Below are 15,328 nucleotides of genomic sequence, written 5' to 3'. Positions count from 1 at the left end.
CGCAACGTGATGAAAAGGCAGGCAGCCTAAATCGACGGCATTCGTGCCGGCGAGGTGTCGTGCTGACCTGCCAAACCTTTGATCATCCAGAAAATTTGGGGAATGGCCTGAACATGTTCACGTCGCTCGCGGGAAAAACCGTCATCGTCACCGGCGCCAGCAAGGGCATCGGGCGCGGCATCGCGTTACGTTTCGGGGAGGCGGGGCTCAATGTGCTGGTGGTCAGCCGCTCGCTCGCCGAGGCCGAGAAGGTGGCGGCCGAGATCGGGCCGAACGCCTCTGGTTTCTCTGCCGACGTGACAAGCGAGGAAGAGACGCAAGCGATGGCGAAGGTCGCGGTCGAGCGCTACGGCTCCATCGACGTGCTCTGCGCCAATGCCGGCATCTTCCCCGCCGCCAAGCTCGGGACGATGACCGCGGCGGATTTCGATCTCGTCATGAACACCAACCTGAAGGGCACCTTTCTCTCCGTCTCCGCCGTGCTGTCGGCGATGAAGGCGCAGAGAAAGGGGCGGATCGTGCTCACCTCCTCCATCACCGGACCAATCACCGGCTTCCCCGGCTGGACGCATTACGGCGCGTCGAAGGCCGGTCAGCTCGGCTTCATGCGCACGGCGGCGATCGAGCTGGCGCCGTGGAACATCACCGTCAACGCGGTGATGCCCGGCAACATCCTGACCGAAGGCATGGAGGGCATGGGTGAGGCCTACATCGCCTCCACCGCCGCCAGCGTGCCGATGAAGAAGCTCGGCAGCGTGTTCGACATCGCCAATGCGGCGCTGTTCTTCGCCAGCGAGGAGGCGGCCTACATCACCGGGCAGGGCATGGTGATCGACGGCGGCCAGGTGTTGCCGGAATCGCCCATGGCGCTCGACGAGATGGGCGCGCCCTGACGCGGAGTCCGCAGAAAGGAGATGGCGGCCGGATGCCGCCGTCTCTCTGCTCGCCGTTGTTCGCGCCGGTAGCCATCAAGCCTCGGAGGAGGATGCGTGCTCCTCGCATGGGCTTTGGCTGTCGAAGAGTACCGAGCATTTTTACCCTTCGGTCCCACAGCTCAAGGGCGCAGTTGCGGCGCATACGACGTGGGCTCCTCGAAATAGATACGGGATGATTGCCCGACGCCATTCCTGAGCCACCAAGCCGGAACTGACGCTTCAGATAATGGCTGAGCCGCCGGTGACGTCAGCATGCGGCAAGCTTGGGTAGAATGCGCCCCTGTGCCGGTTCCTTCGCTGAGCCGCGGATGCATTGCACCGTGCCGTTTCACTGACACAAGCAAGCGTCTTTAGCTGGCTCTGTTCTCAGTCGATGTCGGACAGAATCTTGTAGTGAAGATCGAGATAGTAGAACAGCTCGGCATTGGCGATGCGCCGGTCGGACCGGAAGCGCTTGTCGATGGCGGAATAGAGCTGGCTATCATTATCGCAGATGACCTCGACGAAGAGATCGAAGCGTCCCCCGCAGATGAAGACGTAGGAGACGCTCGGATCGTCGGCGAGATGGCTTGCCACGTCCTCGCAGCGGGCGCCCGGCGCGATCTTGAGGCCGAGCCAGGCGACGCTCCGGCCGACGGCCAGCGGGTTCATGATGGCGAGGATGCTCAGCTGGCGCGCCTCCAGCATGGCGGAGACGCGGGCGCGCACCTGCGTCTCGGAAATGCCGAGCCGGTCCGCGGCCACCCGGAAAGGCATTCGCCCGTCCGTGCTGAGCACCATGGCGAGCCGGCGGTCGAGCTCCGAAAGCGGCGATGAGCGCACGCCCGAGGCCGGGCCTTCGGCAAGGAAGCGCGCCTTCTGGTAGAACAGCGAGAAGCAGGGGAAGATCTCCATCGAGCGAACGCCGGCGATGGGGCCGATCTGCCGCTCGATGACATGGCGCAGCCGCTCGGGGCTGGTTGCCAGTATCTCCACCATGATCGAATAACGCCCGGTGGTGACGACGACGTAGTCGATGTCGCGGATTCCGGCGATCTCCGCGGCGATCTGTGAGGCGGGCACCGCCGGGTCGGTCGTGAGCCCTACCATGGCGATCGCCTCGAAGCCGAGCATGCGCGGGTCGGTCAGGCCGATGATGCGGATGACGTCGCTGGAGAGCAGCGCCGACACGCGGTTGCGCACCGTCTTCTCGGAAAGGCCGAGCCGGCGGCCCAACTCGACGAAGGGAACGCGCCCGTCGACCTGCAGCTCGGCTATCAGCGCCCGGTCGGTCGCGTCGAGCTCGATTCCCCGTGTAAGTCCCGGCACATACCCATCCTTCTGCGACGGCGGCATTCACCCATAGGAGCCCCGGTCGGGGGAGGCAAGCTGGTCGTGCGACCCCTGAGCGACGCGGTTTCCGGCAATGGGCCCCGGTTTCCTCGCGATAAACGGAATTGACAACGGCCGATAATGCGGAATACGGTTTGATTTAAGTCAAAAAGAACGAAAAATACCACCGAAAGCGCAGTGCGTCGCGTCATAAGGCAAAGCCAATGACGAGATCATGCAATTTGCGCGGCAGATACGGCCAATAAGAACAATATATCCCAGATCAGAGGTGAACATGAGTAGTAACGAAAATGATCTGTCGAGTCGTATTGCGCTCCTGGAGGATGAGAAGAACCAGGGGCAGAGCTTCGACATGCTGACGTGGATGCAGGTCATCGCGGCCTGTCTCGTCATTCCGGCGATCATCCTGGGCTGGGGTTGGTAGCATGAGCTCGATCCTCGCCCATGACGCGCCGGCGGCGGGCACCGCTTCCGCCGATGTCGACAAGACGGCCTATCCCATGCTGCTCGCCGAGCGCACCTGGGGCTCGTGGCGGCTGCTCTTCTCGCTCACCACCGTCGCGGCCGCCACCTGGTGCTACATCATCGGGGAGTATGTCGGCTACTATCTCGGCTTCTGGCAGTCGCTGGCGGTGCTCGTTGGCGGCAGCATGATTGGCATCTTCCTGGTCATCATGGCCCTGATGCCGACCTGCATCCGCTTCGGTGTGGATTCCATCGCCGCCTGCAAGCCGCAGTTCGGCACGCGCGGCTGGATCATTCCCTTCGCGCTCCAGTATCTGTCCATTTTCGGCTGGAACTCGCTGCTGCTGATCTTCTTCGGCCGCTCCTTCGCGCAGTTCCTGGTCGCGGTGGGCGTGCTCCCGGAAGGCGACCACGGATTGGTCAGCGCGCTGGCGACGCTGGTCGCCTGCTCCATCTCCTTCACCATCCTGCTCAAGGGCTCGCGCGGCGTCGACCGTGTGGCGCAGATCCTCGTCGTTCATGTCGTCGTCGGCTTCTGGATGCTGTGGCTCATCGTCTCCCAGCGCTGGGACACGCTGGTCTCGGCGGTTCCGCAATACGCGGCGTCCGACGCGCAGTGGAACTACGCGACCGGCATCGAGCTTGCCATCGCTCCCGCACTGTCCTGGTGGCCCTATTTCGGCGCCATGGTCCGCATGACGCCGAGCGCCCGCAAGGCGGCGGCGCCAGCGATGATCGGCTTCGGCCTGGTGGTCGGCCTGCTCAGCATGATTGGCGTCGCCGGCGTACTGGTGCTGCAGATCTCCGATCCGGCGCAGTGGATGGCGACCATCGGCGGCCCGACCTACGCGGTGATCTCGCTCGCCTTCGTGACGGCGGCGAATCTCGGAACGGCGGTGGCGGGAATCTACGCCTCGGCGATCGGCCTTCGGCACTACAGGACGCTGGAGAAGGCGCCCTGGCCGCTGCTGCTGCTGCTCTCTGTGGGCCCCGTGGCGCTGATCGGGGTTGGCCTGCCGACGCTGTTCTTCGACAATTTCGGCACCTTCCTCGCTTTCATCGCCATTGCCTTCGCCCCGCTGTGCGGCATCCAGATCGCCGATTATTGGTTCCTACGCCGAGGCCGCGTCAGCATCCGGGCGATCTACGACGCCCGCCCCGGCGCCGACTATTACTATTGGGGTGGCTTCAACCCGGCGGCGATCCTCTCCCTGCTGATCGGCATCGGCACCTATCTGTGCCTGCTCAACCCGCTCAGCTACGCCTCGGCCTGGCCCTATGAGATCACGACCGCCTCGCTGCCCGCGGCGTTCGTCGCCGGCCTCGCATTCATCGTCATCACCCGGCTTCTCGTCGTCCGTGCCCGCAAGGGCGGCTACGAGGCCTGACGTGCCGGCGGCGGGCCGCTCCCGGCGCCCGCCGCTCCGGTCCTCTCAGAAATTCAGGAGTGCCCCATGAGAATAGGTCTGCTGCAGGAAGGCGAGACCATGCCGGGCGTGAGCGTCGCCCAGCGCTACGAGGAAATGATCGCCGAGGTGGTGAGGGCCGACGAACTTGGCTTCTACAGTTGGGGCACCTCGGAGCAGCATTTCTCGCCGCCCCGTTTCACCGTCTCGGCGCCGGAGGTCCTTTATGCCGCCATCGCCCGCGAGACGAAGGATATCCGCCTGCGCATCATGTGCTCGGTGCTGCTGAAGTGGAACCACCCGATCCTGGTCGCCGAGCGCCTTGCTACTCTCGACATCGTGTCGAAGGGCCGTGCCGAGATTGCCACCGCCCGCTCCAACAACCTCACGACGTTGGAAGCCTTCGGCGTCTCGCCCGCCGAGACGCGCGCCCAGTGGGAAGACAGCATCGAAGTGCTCGTGAAGGCCATGTCGCAGCCGACGCTGGAGCATGACGGCCCGGTGTGGAAGATCCCGCCGCGCCAGATCGTGCCGCAGCCGCTGCAGAAGCCGCACCCCGCGCTCTGGGTCTCGGCCTCCAGCGTCGAGACCCATCGTCTCGCCGGCCGGCGCGGCATCGGGGTGCTGACCTTCGAGAACTATTTCGGCTTCGACTATCTGCAGTCCTGCATCGATGCCTATCGCGAGGGTCTGAAGGAAGGCACTTCGATGGCACCGGGGCGCACCGAGTCGGCCGGCCTCTACGTCGCGACCGCCTATTGCGCGGAGACCCGCGAGGAGGCGCGCCGCATCGCCCGCGACGTGGCGCTCGGCTATTTCCGGTTCATCCTCGATCTCTACGTGCCCCTCGGGAAGCGCCAGTCCTACCAGTATCTCGACGAGAAGATGACCCGTCTTCTGGAGAACGACGGCAATCTCGACTTCCTCGTCAACGAGACGCCCTCCGTGATGATCGGCACCCCCGATGACTTCGTGAAGCGTCTGAAGGAGCTGGAGCAGCGCGGCGTCGACGAGGTGCTGCTGCGCGTCGACGGGGTTCCCCATGCCGATATCCTGCGCTCGTATGAGCTGATCGGTCGCGAGGTGATCCCGCATTTCCGCAAGACCGAACTGCGGGCGGCCGAGTGATGAGCTCCGCGGCCTGCTCCGTGCCGGCCCGGCCCGACGCCGCCGGCTTCAAGGCGCTGATGGCGTCCATGCCTCAGGCCGTCACCGTCGTGACCACGCTCTCGCCGCAGGGCGAGCCGGTGGGAGCGACGCTTTCCTCGGTGATGTCGCTCTCGCTCGACCCGCCGATGATGGTCTGCGCCTTCGACCGCGGCTCGGCGACGCTCGCCTGTCTGCCCGAGGGCCAGCCCTTCCTGCTCCACCTGCTGGCGGAGGGTCAGGAGGCGCTGGCCTATGCCTTCGCCGGCAAGGGAGGCGCGGAGAAGTTCGCCGGGACGGACTGGGCGCGCGGGCCGCTCGGCCTGCCGCGGCTGGCGAACGCCGCCGGCGTCGTAGCCTGCCGCGTCGCGACCCGGCATTCGGGCGGCGACCATGTGCTCGTCACCGCCGAGATCAGCGCCATCGACCGGCCGGACGACATCCATCCGCTGCTCTATTTTCGCCGCGCCCTGCACCCCACCCGCCATCTGAGGACACCCGCATGAAGCGTGTCATCGTTCTGTACGGCACGCCGGAGGACCCGGCCGCCTTCGACCGCCACTATGCCGAGGTCCACACGCCTCTCACCACGGCGATGCCGAAGCTCGCCGGCTTCGAGATCAGCCGCGGCCCGGTGGCGGCGAACCCGACGGCCGACGCGCCCTATCTCGTCGCCACGCTGAGCTATACCTCAGACGAGGACATGGCGGCCTCGCTCGGCTCGCCGGAAGGGCAGGCGGCGGTCGCCGACCTCGCCAACTTCGCCACCGGCGGCGTGCGTCTTCTCACCATCGACGTTCAGACGGTCCTGTGATCGCGAGACGAGGCATATCTCCATGACCATCAGTTTCGATCCCTCCGCCTTCCTTTCCGCCACGGTGAAGTCCTTCCTCGCGGGGCCGATGCAGCTTTTCATCGGCGGAACCTTCCGGGACGCCGCCTCGGGCGAGACCTTCGACACGCTCGATCCCGCCACGGGCGGCAAGATCGCCTCCGTCGCCCATGCCGGTCCGACCGACGTCGATGCCGCGGTGAAGGCGGCGCAGACCGCTTTCGCCGGCTGGAGCCAGACCGCGCCCGGCGAGCGCGAGCGCATCCTCCATCGCTTCGCGGATCTCATCGAGGCGCGCGCGGCCGAATTCGCCGAGATCGAGAGCATCGACAGCGGCAAGCCGGCGACGCACATCAAGTTCGTGGACGTGTCGCTGGCGGTCGGGGCGCTGCGCTACAATGCCGGCTGGTGCAGCAAGATCGAGGGCGGCGTGGTGCCCGTCACCCAGCCGTCCATGCACTGCTATACTCGCCGCGAGCCGCTCGGCGTGGTGGCAGCCATCGTGCCGTGGAACTTCTCGCTCTGCCAGGCGGCCTTCAAGATCGCCCCGGCGCTCGCCGCCGGCTGCACGGTGGTGCTGAAGCCGGCCGAGCAGACGCCGCTCGCCGCCATCTATCTCGCGCGCATCGCCGCCGAGGCGGGGCTGCCGGAGGGTGTGTTGAACGTGCTTCCCGGCTTCGGCGAGACCACCGGCGCGGCGCTCTGCGCCCATCCCGGCGTCGAGAAGATCGCCTTCACGGGTTCGGAGGAGGTCGGCAAGCTGATCGCCCGCAATGCCACCTCGACGCTCAAGCACGTCTCGCTGGAGCTCGGCGGCAAGAGCCCGCACATCATCTTCGACGACGCCGACATCGAGGCGGCGGCGCAGACCGCGGCGATGGCCATCTTCTTCTATGCCGGTCAGGTCTGCACCGCCGGCTCGCGCCTGCTGGTGCAGAAGAAGGTGTTCGAGAAGGTCGCCGACACTATCGTCGCCGAGGCCCGCAAGCTCAAGCTCGGCCACGGCCTCGTGCCGGACACCACGCTCGGCGCCCTCGTCTCCCCCGAGCAGCGTGCGCGGGTGATGCGCTACGTCGAGGGTGCCCGCGACAGCGGCATCGAGATCGCCACCGGCGGGCGCATCCCGGCCGAGTTCGCCGAGGCGGGCTGCTTCTACGAGCCGACCGTGCTGGTCGACCCGTCCGACGACGCCAAGGTCGTCGCCGAGGAAATCTTCGGGCCGGTGCTGGCGCTGCAGTCCTTCGATACCATCGAGGAGGTCGCCGAACGCGCCAACCGCACCACCTACGGCCTCGCAGCCGGCGTGTGGACCCGCGACGTCGGGCGCGCCCATGCGCTGGCCGCCAGCCTCAAGGCCGGTTCGGTGTGGGTGAACACCTACAACCAGTTCGACGCGGCGGCGCCCTTCGGCGGCTACAAGCAGTCGGGTTATGGCCGCGACAACGGCCGGGAGGGCATCGAAAAGTACCTTCAGACCAAGGCCGTCTGGGTCAACTACGCCTGACCTCTCGCTCTGCCCGGTGGCGGCGCCTGTGCGCCGCCACCGCCCTCGCGTGCATCCCGTGCGGATGCGTGTCTCCTTGTCATGCCCCGCCGCAGGTTCCGCCATGTCCATCGAAGAAAAGGTCGTCCTCGCCCGCCGGGTCATCACCATGGAGCGTGACGCGGCAACCGACTGGGAAGGCATCCTCGTGCGCGGCGAGCGGATCGTGCGGCTGGTCCGCCGACGCGACCTGGCCGACCTCGACGACGGCACCCGCGAGATCATCGACCTTGGCGACAGGGTTCTCATGCCCGGCTTCGTCGACGTCCACGCCCATGCCGAGGTCGTCTGCCGCACCGCCTACCGCACTGTCGACTGCCGGGCGCCGGAGTGCGACACCGTTCCCGCCGTGCTGGACACGCTCGCCGGCGCCGAGCCGGGCGGACGCTCGGACTGGATCGTTGGGCAGGCCAATCTCTTCTTCGACCGCAAGCTGAAGGAAGGTCGGCTTCCCACCCGCGCGGAACTCGACACGGTGAGCCGGGAGCGGCCCATCGCGCTGCGCGCCGGCGGGCACATCACGGTTCTGAACACCCGAGCGCTGGAGGTGGCCGGCATCGACCGGGCCTTCGTGCCGCCCACCCACAGCATCACGGGGCCGGTGACGGTGGAGCGCGACGCCAATGGCGACCCCACCGGCATCGTCAAGGAAATGGACGTCCTGCTGCCGCTGCCGTCGCCCCCCGCCACGGAGCTTGCCGAGGCGATCGAGGACGGGCTCGGCCGTTATTTCACGCGCTACGGCGTCACCACCATCGGCGAGATTTCCGAGACCGTCGGCGGTTTGCAGGCGATGAACGAGCTGGCGCTGGCGGGGCGGCTGCCGGCCTCCATGCGCATCTATCTCTGGGTGCCCGGTACGATGTCGCTGGAGCAGGTGCCGCACTGGCGCGACCACCTTTCCTTCACGGCCCCGGAAAGCGCAATCCGCATCCAGGGGGTGAAGATGTTCTCCGATGGTGGCTTCTCCGCCCGCAGCGCGGCGGTGAACTGCTGCTACAAGGATGCTGGCGACTTCCGCGGCAACATCGCCTTCCCGAAATATTTCCTGCGCCGGGCCCTGCGCATATGCCAGGACAACGGTCTCCAGCTCGCCGTCCACGCCAATGGCGACCGCGCGCAGGACTGGCTGTCGTGCAGCGTCGCGGAACTCGGCGGCGCGGGAGGCGGGCGCCAGCGCGTGCGCATCGAGCATGCCGGTAATCTCATGCCCAACCCGCAGACCGCAGAGCTGTGGGCGGCGGCCGGCATCGTGCCGGTGCCGCAGCCGGTCTTCCTCTACACCTTCGGCGAATATTTCCCGGACTATCTCGGCGAATACGGTCTCAAGGGCCGCTTCCCCTTCCGCACCTTGCTGGAGGCCGGCTGGCGGCTGTCGGGGTCTTCCGACGTGTGGATCGGCTCCGAGCGCGAAGCCACTAACCCGTTCTTCAGCATCTGGTGCTGCCTGAAGCGGCAGACCTATTCCGGCGGCTTCATCGACGTCGACGAGGCGATCACGCTCGAGCAGGCGCTGCGCATGCACACCATCGACGCCGCCTCGGTCATGGGCGAAGAGGACCAGAAGGGCAGCCTAGCGCCGGGCAAGATGGCCGACATCATTGCGCTGGACCGCGATCCGTTCGAGGTCGACGTCGATGCGCTGCGCGGAATCGGCGTTGATTTCGTCATGGCACGGGGATCGGTCGTACGTTCCAAGACAGCCGGCCGTTTCTGAGCATCGCACAATGCAGCACCGCAGCACGCAGTGACCCAGCTGAGACATTGGAAGTGTCTGCTCTCCGGGAGGATGACATTCGTCTTGCAAGAAGCTCCGCGCTCGCCTTGGCCTGCAGCCCCCCCGCGACTCCCTCACCGCAACCGCTCGGCGAGCCGGGCGAGTTCGGCGTCGTCCGGGCGCAGGCTTACCAGTCGGGGAATAAGCGTCCGGACCCGGTCGATGTCACCGGACTGAAGCGCCTCATTCAGTGCCAGCGTCAGCAGCGGGGCATCATTGGGCGTGCGACGGAGCGCGTCCGACACAACGGCCGCGCTCTCGGCCCGACGACCGGTCGAACTGAGCGCTACAGCGTAAACATAAGCGTAGCGCGGATTTTCGGGGGCGAGGGCCACGGCGCGCGCCAGGTGGTCCACGGCTTCCGGATAATGTCTCTGGCGAATGAGCGCGAGCGCCAAAGCATGGTATGGCGCGGCAGCCTCCGGCTGAACGGCGATGGCGCGGCGAAGGGTCTCCCGCGCCTCGTCCTCGCGTCCCTGGAGACGATACAATTCGGCCAGATTGATCATCAGCCCCGCATTGGCCGGCTGGAGCTTCAGCCCGGCCAGGAATTCCATCTCCGCGCCCGCCACATCGCCACGCCGCAGCAGGAAATTGCCGAGATTGGCACGCGCCTCCGCGCGATCGGCGTTGAGCCGCTGCGCCGCCTCATATTCGCGCCAGGCCGCTTCCAACTTTGTCCTGTCCGCTTCCGTGAGCGTGGATGTCGGCTGATCGGCGAGCTGGCTCGCCGCCTCGATCCGCGCGCCCGCGACGGGATCCGTGAGCAGCGGTGAAACGCGGCGCCACCGGACGTCGAGCGGCTGCCCCGCCTGTCCGCGCAGGCCCGCGATGCGCACCAGCGGATCGGGATCCGCGAGGGCCCTGGCTATGGCCTCTTCGCTGGCAATGGAGGGAAAACCCGGCAGCTCGGAAACGGCCGTCGCCCGGACGATGGCTGGAACGGCGGCTTCGTTTGCCAGCGCGATCAGCGCTTGACGAAGCTCTCGATGGTCGACTTGGCCGTGCCCTCATTTCACGACGCGAGGATATCGTACAGCGCCGGCACGGTGGAGAGAGCCAGCGTGCCGATAATCGTCAGCACATGTGAAAGTCGCTTCATCTCTTCCTGGTGCGCATGAGGCTACATGAATGCAAATATAGCGCACTCCGGTAACGCAATTCGGCAGATATACAATCAGCTTTCGATATTCGTGCGTCGTAACATATCGCGGCTTACGTTTAATCCGTTTTGGAGTGTTTCCCCTTCGCTTCGACCGTCGGTCCGCAGACCGGGCGACTTGAGAGCGGCCCCGATTTTGACCAGATTAGCCGGGATTTTGCTTGTCATTTTGCGTCAAGGGCGCGTGTAATCTTAGCTACTCGGGAAGCACGCCCCTCGTCCGGGCCAAAGGGTTTGGCGGCTTGCCCGAGCGCGTGGAGCGCGAGGCGGGTGAGCGCGTCCCGTTCGACATCTTCGAGAAGGAAAAGCTGCCGCTCGCCCTGCGTGAGGCACCGAACATGCCGATGCCGCTCCACTCCATGGTCGGCCTGTTCGCCCGAGGTGCCGATGCGTTGGATTGCCGGACCTTTAGCCTCGACATCGGTGAGCAGATGACTCATCCGTGGGGTTCACCGCCAGCCGGGCGCTCTGGGTGTTCGTTTCAGAGACGCGGGGCAATGCGCGTCATTGGTGCGTCATCTCTGTTGCAAGCTATCTCACCGATCCTGAGAGGCGGCCGGTGAGGTTTCCATGAAAGCACGGGCTAAAATTTAATAGGAAAAATCTCCTCAATTCAATATTATCAATATAAATTATTACTCGAATCGCGAATATAATTCGCCCGAATTTGTGAAATCAGCTATTTTCAACCAAATATTTTCTCTTAACTCTTTCCCCGCGCGGCCTGCCGAGGCCTCCGGGCTCCGTCCGACTCCATGTCCTTGATCAGCGAGAGGTAGCGCTCGACGGCCTTGTGGAACTTGGCCTGCCAGATTCTCTGCGCTTCCTCGCGATCACCGTCGCGGATCGCCTCGTAGAGCTTGACGACGTACTTCTCGGAGTCGCCTTTGCGGTCGGTGTAGACAACGGAGAGCAGATTATTGAAGCGCCTGACATCCCCCGTGAGCTCGGAGAAGTATCGCATCGTGCGCTGAAGCCCGGTGGCATCGATGATCGCCTGCTGGAACTCGAAGTCGTTCATCAGAGTATGCGACTGATCCTCCAGCCCTGCGTACTTCGCCGAATTCTGGGCAAGCTTCTCAAGCTGCTTCAGCACACTTGGCGATACTCTGCCGGGCTCCGACAGCAGATGGTCGAGGGCAATCCTGCCGAGCGCCATCCGGATGTTGTAGACGTCGATGACGCTGTGCGGGTCCACCGCGCTGACTGACGCGCCTTTGTTGCGCTGAATCTCGACGAATCCTTCGCGAGCCAGAAGGCGCAATGCCTCGCGCACGGGGTGCCGCGAGACATTCAACATGTCGGTCAGTTGCTGCTCCACCAGCCGGTCACCGGGCTTGAAGTGCCCGGCGATGATGGCGTTGCGGATCTGCTCCGCAGCAAACTGCGTGCTCTCCGGCTGTGTCATGGGAGTCAGAATGGCGCCGGTCGCGCTTGCATGTCGCATCGAGAACCCCATAGGCGACCGCTGGAGATCGGCTGCGCGGCCATCGAAGATGTAGATTATATACGAACCCGATCGCTCGATGAGAAGCCCGTCGCGAGGAGTTCCACACGGGAAAGGTGCAAAAACGAAATCCGCCAGTCTTGCTTGATATTACCCTGCCGATAGCCCCGCATTACGCGTCACGTAGTTGCGTTGCAGGACCCAGTCCGCGTCACTGAACCGATCCCGAGCAAAATTGAACTGGTGCCAATACGGATAGATGGAGGGAATGGCGCTCACATCGTCGAGTCGCCTTTTTTCCTCCGGCGTCAACTCCAGTTCGACCGCCGCGATATTGTCCCGGAAATGCGCTTCCGTGAGGCCCCCGACGACCAGCGACGTGATTGCCGGGCGATCCAGTAGCCATGCGAGGGCGACCTGCGCCGCGGTGACACCGCGAGCATCGGCGATCGCCACGAGTTCGTCGACGATACGCCAGAGCCGTTCCACATCACGTATGGGAGGCTCGGTCCAGCCCTTGGCCTGCCTCGATCCGGGTGGTGTCGGCTGGCCGCGACGATGCGCCCCCGTCAAGAGACCGCCGGCGAGCGGGCTCCAGACGAGCACGCCGAGGCCCTGGTCCACCGAAATCGGCAGCAGTTCGTACTCGGCTTCGCGCGCTTCCAGGGTGTAATGTATCTGCTGCGTGACGAAGCGCTGATATCCATGGCTGTCGCTTGTGCCGAGCGCCTTCATGAGTTGCCAGCCGGCATAGTTCGAGCAACCGATGTAGCGGATCTTGCCGGCGGTCACGAGAGTGTCCAGCGCGTGCAGCATTTCCTGCAGCGGCGTCAGTCCATCCCATTCATGCATATAGTATATATCGATGACGTCCGTCTTGAGACGTTTCAGGCTCCTCTCGCACTCTCGGATCAGGTGATAGCGCGAGACGCCTTCATCGTTGGGACCGCTCCCGATGCGCATCCGTGCCTTCGAGGAGATCAGTACATCCTGACGGCGGCTGCCGAGCGCTTCGGCAAGGATCTCCTCGGAGCGCCCAGTAGAATACATGTTCGACGTGTCGAATACGTTGATGCCGGCATCGAGGCAAAGTCCGACGAGCCGGCGCGCCTCGTCCACGCCGTGACTGCCCGCAGCGGAGAACATGCCTTCTCCACCGAATGTGAAGGTACCCATGCTCAATGCGGATACCTTGAGGCCGGTTCTGCCCAGATTGCGATACTTCATGATCCAAACTCTCTTCTCGCGTGGCGAGGGGAACCTTACTTCGCGCCGGCAGCGCGTGTGTTCAGGTAGACAGCGTAAAGACTGCTGCTCGCCGTAATGAAAAGGCGATTGAGCTTCGGGCCGCCGAAGGTGATGTTCGCAACCGGCTCCGGGATCAGAATCTTCCCAAGCAGTTCCCCCGTACCCGCATAGCAATGGACGCCATCGCCCGCGGAAACCCAGATGTTCTGGTCGATGTCGAGCCGGATGCCGTCCGGGATGCCCGGATCGATATCCGCCAGCACCCCTTGGGACGTCAGCTTTCCTCCGGCACCAACCGAGAACTTCCGGATATGATGCGGCTTGTCACGACCATGGGAGCGTCCACTGTCGGCGACATAGAGCGTTGTTTCGTCGGCCGAGAAGGCGAGCCCGTTCGGCATGTCGAAGTCGTCCACGACCACGGAGAGTTCGCCGTCCAGCGGATCAAGCCGGTAGACGTTCCGTGCGCCCGTCTCGCTTTCGGCCTTGTGGCCTTCATAGTCCGTGAGGATGCCGTACAGCGGATCCGTGAACCACACGGCTCCGTCGGAACTCACCACGACGTCGTTGGGGGAATTGAGGCGCCTGCCCCGATAGTTGTCCGCCAGAACCGTTATGCGGCCGTCATACTCGGTCCGGGTGACACGCCGGGCTCCGTGCTCGCACGAGATGAGACGGCCCTCACGGTCGCGGGTATTTCCATTCGAGAAATTGGACGGATACCGGAAGATGTCGACGTGACCACTCTGCTCGTCCCACTTCAGCATCCTGTTGTTCGGTATGTCGCTGAAGACCAGAAAGCGTCCGTCGGCGAAATAGACCGGCCCTTCGGCCCAGCGGGTGCCACTGTACAGGCGCTCAAGCTGGCACACCGGAATGATGAACGCGCTGAAGCGCGGGTCCAACGCCTCGAAATAAGAAGTACTCACGGTGGATTCCTCCCATGCGGCCGGTCGGCCTTTCCTCCGCCGGCACGTCTTTTCACTTTCAAGCCGTCCGGGCTCCGAGGACGCGTTTCTTCGCTGACACGAAGGATGCGAGGCAGCGGTCGCGCCAACCCCGCTTCTCGGTCAGTTTCTCCATCGGTGTCGCGGCGCGCATCGCTGCATTGATCTTCGCCACGAGCTGCGGAGACCAGCTACGTGGATCCGCCTGCTCCCTGGCAAGGTTCTCGTACATGGGGCCAAGGTTCCGGCAATACTCCGAGACACCCTGGTTTGCATTAAGATCGATGGTTTCAAACGGCCCCATGAAAAACCAGCGAAGGCCGAGCCCGTCCTTTATCGCCTTGTCGACGGCATCGACATCGCAGACGCCGTCTTCCACGAGGCGGAACGCCTCCCCGAGAACCGCGCTCTGCAGGCGATTGACCAGGAATCCATTGATCTCGCGGGTCAGCGTCACGGGAGATTGGCCGACGTCCCGCATCAACACGACGGCGCGCTCCACGGCGGAAGCCTCGGTCCATGGAGCGGGGATGATCTCGACGAGCGGGATCAGATGCGGCGGATTGATCGGGTGAACCACCAGACAGCGCGCGGCGTTGCGAAGCCCCTCGGTAAAGGAGGAGGCCGGCAGTCCCGACGTGGAACTGCCAATCACTGTCAAGGGAGAGACAAGCTCGTCCAGTGTCACGTAGAAGGACCGCTTGAGCTCGACACGCTCCGGCAGGCTTTCCTGGATGTAGTCGGCTCCCACGACTGCCGCGGCCAGATCCGTCGTGGTATGAAGCCGTGCCATCACCACGTCGATGGGGTCCGGTCCGGCGAGATCTTCCTTCGTGAGGTCACCCAGAGCCTGTCGTACGAACGTCGTTGTGGCCGCCAGAGCACTTTCGGAAATGTCGAAGACACGAACGTCGTACCCTGCGCGCGCAAATACCAGAGCCCAGGAAGATCCGACGACTCCCGTGCCAAGAACCGCTACCGTCGCCATCGGCGTTTCTCTCCGTATCGCAGTTTTCGTGATTGTTTTTGGATGCCGGCTCCCACGGCCGCAGCGCGGACCGATCGAGAAGGCTGGCCAATGCGCATCG

General features: G+C 64.5%; 15 protein-coding genes. 8 read left to right on the top strand and 7 right to left on the bottom strand.

The window, feature by feature from the left end:
* The first annotated feature begins 113 nt into the window (after nt 1-113).
* On the top strand, nt 114-893 hold the full coding sequence (gene fabG / locus STARVERO_RS07615; RefSeq protein WP_159598423.1) for a 3-oxoacyl-ACP reductase FabG: 780 nt from the start codon (nt 114-116) through the stop codon (nt 891-893).
* Nucleotides 894-1,301: 408 nt separating this feature from the next.
* Here the strand turns inward: fabG and STARVERO_RS07610 are convergent, their stop codons facing one another.
* Nucleotides 1,302-2,243: an Lrp/AsnC family transcriptional regulator gene (locus tag STARVERO_RS07610; RefSeq protein WP_159598422.1), complete on the bottom strand. Its 942-nt coding sequence runs from the start codon at nt 2,241-2,243 to the stop codon at nt 1,302-1,304.
* A 298-nt stretch (nt 2,244-2,541) separates the two neighbouring features.
* Here STARVERO_RS07610 and STARVERO_RS07605 point away from each other — a divergent pair, with 298 nt between their 5' ends.
* The 7 genes from STARVERO_RS07605 to STARVERO_RS07575 all read left to right on the top strand — a co-directional run bounded on the left by STARVERO_RS07605 (nt 2,542) and on the right by STARVERO_RS07575 (nt 9,376).
* Nucleotides 2,542-2,691, top strand: coding sequence for a hypothetical protein (locus tag STARVERO_RS07605; protein ID WP_159598421.1), 150 nt, complete (start codon nt 2,542-2,544; stop codon nt 2,689-2,691).
* A 1-nt stretch (nt 2,692) separates the two neighbouring features.
* On the top strand, nt 2,693-4,120 hold the full coding sequence (locus STARVERO_RS07600; RefSeq protein ID WP_159598420.1) for a cytosine permease: 1,428 nt from the start codon (nt 2,693-2,695) through the stop codon (nt 4,118-4,120).
* A gap of 66 nt (nt 4,121-4,186) precedes the next feature.
* The gene (locus tag STARVERO_RS07595; RefSeq protein WP_159598419.1) at nt 4,187-5,266 is read left to right on the top strand and encodes an LLM class flavin-dependent oxidoreductase; all 1,080 of its coding nucleotides are present in this window, start codon (nt 4,187-4,189) and stop codon (nt 5,264-5,266) included.
* Nucleotides 5,266-5,790 carry a flavin reductase family protein gene (locus STARVERO_RS07590; protein ID WP_159598418.1) on the top strand — a complete coding sequence of 175 codons (525 nt, stop codon included), beginning with the start codon at nt 5,266-5,268 and terminating at the stop codon, nt 5,788-5,790. Before STARVERO_RS07595 ends, STARVERO_RS07590 begins: the two co-directional genes overlap by 1 nt.
* On the top strand, nt 5,787-6,098 hold the full coding sequence (locus STARVERO_RS07585) for an EthD family reductase (protein WP_159598417.1): 312 nt from the start codon (nt 5,787-5,789) through the stop codon (nt 6,096-6,098). Before STARVERO_RS07590 ends, STARVERO_RS07585 begins: the two co-directional genes overlap by 4 nt.
* A gap of 22 nt (nt 6,099-6,120) precedes the next feature.
* The gene (locus STARVERO_RS07580) at nt 6,121-7,620 is read left to right on the top strand and encodes an aldehyde dehydrogenase family protein (protein WP_159598416.1); all 1,500 of its coding nucleotides are present in this window, start codon (nt 6,121-6,123) and stop codon (nt 7,618-7,620) included.
* Nucleotides 7,621-7,723: 103 nt separating this feature from the next.
* Nucleotides 7,724-9,376 carry an amidohydrolase gene (locus tag STARVERO_RS07575; protein ID WP_159598415.1) on the top strand — a complete coding sequence of 551 codons (1,653 nt, stop codon included), beginning with the start codon at nt 7,724-7,726 and terminating at the stop codon, nt 9,374-9,376.
* A 134-nt stretch (nt 9,377-9,510) separates the two neighbouring features.
* On the opposite strand, the gene STARVERO_RS07570 is transcribed toward STARVERO_RS07575, so the two are convergent.
* The 6 genes from STARVERO_RS07570 to STARVERO_RS07545 form a co-directional block, all read right to left on the bottom strand.
* A complete protein-coding gene (locus STARVERO_RS07570; RefSeq protein ID WP_159598414.1) occupies nt 9,511-10,275 on the bottom strand; it encodes a tetratricopeptide repeat protein in 765 nt (254 codons plus the stop codon).
* 487 nt (nt 10,276-10,762) lie between these two features.
* Nucleotides 10,763-11,038, bottom strand: coding sequence for a hypothetical protein (locus STARVERO_RS07565; protein ID WP_159598413.1), 276 nt, complete (start codon nt 11,036-11,038; stop codon nt 10,763-10,765).
* A gap of 263 nt (nt 11,039-11,301) precedes the next feature.
* Nucleotides 11,302-12,045, bottom strand: a complete 744-nt coding sequence (locus STARVERO_RS07560; RefSeq protein WP_244616642.1) for a GntR family transcriptional regulator — start codon at nt 12,043-12,045, stop codon at nt 11,302-11,304.
* A gap of 150 nt (nt 12,046-12,195) precedes the next feature.
* Nucleotides 12,196-13,272, bottom strand: a complete 1,077-nt coding sequence (locus STARVERO_RS07555; protein WP_159598412.1) for an aldo/keto reductase — start codon at nt 13,270-13,272, stop codon at nt 12,196-12,198.
* A gap of 35 nt (nt 13,273-13,307) precedes the next feature.
* A complete protein-coding gene (locus tag STARVERO_RS07550; RefSeq protein WP_159598411.1) occupies nt 13,308-14,222 on the bottom strand; it encodes an SMP-30/gluconolactonase/LRE family protein in 915 nt (304 codons plus the stop codon).
* Between the two features lie 58 nt (nt 14,223-14,280).
* Nucleotides 14,281-15,228 carry a 3-hydroxyacyl-CoA dehydrogenase gene (locus STARVERO_RS07545; RefSeq protein ID WP_159598410.1) on the bottom strand — a complete coding sequence of 316 codons (948 nt, stop codon included), beginning with the start codon at nt 15,226-15,228 and terminating at the stop codon, nt 14,281-14,283.
* Between the last annotated feature and the right edge of the window lie 100 nt (nt 15,229-15,328).

The organism is Starkeya nomas, from assembly GCF_902703545.1.
Classification (GTDB): domain Bacteria; phylum Pseudomonadota; class Alphaproteobacteria; order Rhizobiales; family Xanthobacteraceae; genus Ancylobacter; species Ancylobacter moscoviensis.
Note: the sequence above shows the minus strand (reverse complement) of the source record. Positions and strands in the feature narration are given on the sequence as shown.

Coding starts and splice junctions, on each gene's coding strand:
- fabG (WP_159598423.1), top strand. CDS start 114: ATGTTCACGTCGCTCGCGGGAAAAACCGTCATCGTCACCGGCGCCAGC.
- STARVERO_RS07605 (WP_159598421.1), top strand. CDS start 2,542: ATGAGTAGTAACGAAAATGATCTGTCGAGTCGTATTGCGCTCCTGGAG.
- STARVERO_RS07600 (WP_159598420.1), top strand. CDS start 2,693: ATGAGCTCGATCCTCGCCCATGACGCGCCGGCGGCGGGCACCGCTTCC.
- STARVERO_RS07595 (WP_159598419.1), top strand. CDS start 4,187: ATGAGAATAGGTCTGCTGCAGGAAGGCGAGACCATGCCGGGCGTGAGC.
- STARVERO_RS07590 (WP_159598418.1), top strand. CDS start 5,266: ATGAGCTCCGCGGCCTGCTCCGTGCCGGCCCGGCCCGACGCCGCCGGC.
- STARVERO_RS07585 (WP_159598417.1), top strand. CDS start 5,787: ATGAAGCGTGTCATCGTTCTGTACGGCACGCCGGAGGACCCGGCCGCC.
- STARVERO_RS07580 (WP_159598416.1), top strand. CDS start 6,121: ATGACCATCAGTTTCGATCCCTCCGCCTTCCTTTCCGCCACGGTGAAG.
- STARVERO_RS07575 (WP_159598415.1), top strand. CDS start 7,724: ATGTCCATCGAAGAAAAGGTCGTCCTCGCCCGCCGGGTCATCACCATG.
- STARVERO_RS07565 (WP_159598413.1), bottom strand. CDS start 11,038: ATGAGTCATCTGCTCACCGATGTCGAGGCTAAAGGTCCGGCAATCCAA.
- STARVERO_RS07560 (WP_244616642.1), bottom strand. CDS start 12,045: ATGCGACATGCAAGCGCGACCGGCGCCATTCTGACTCCCATGACACAG.
- STARVERO_RS07555 (WP_159598412.1), bottom strand. CDS start 13,272: ATGAAGTATCGCAATCTGGGCAGAACCGGCCTCAAGGTATCCGCATTG.
- STARVERO_RS07545 (WP_159598410.1), bottom strand. CDS start 15,228: ATGGCGACGGTAGCGGTTCTTGGCACGGGAGTCGTCGGATCTTCCTGG.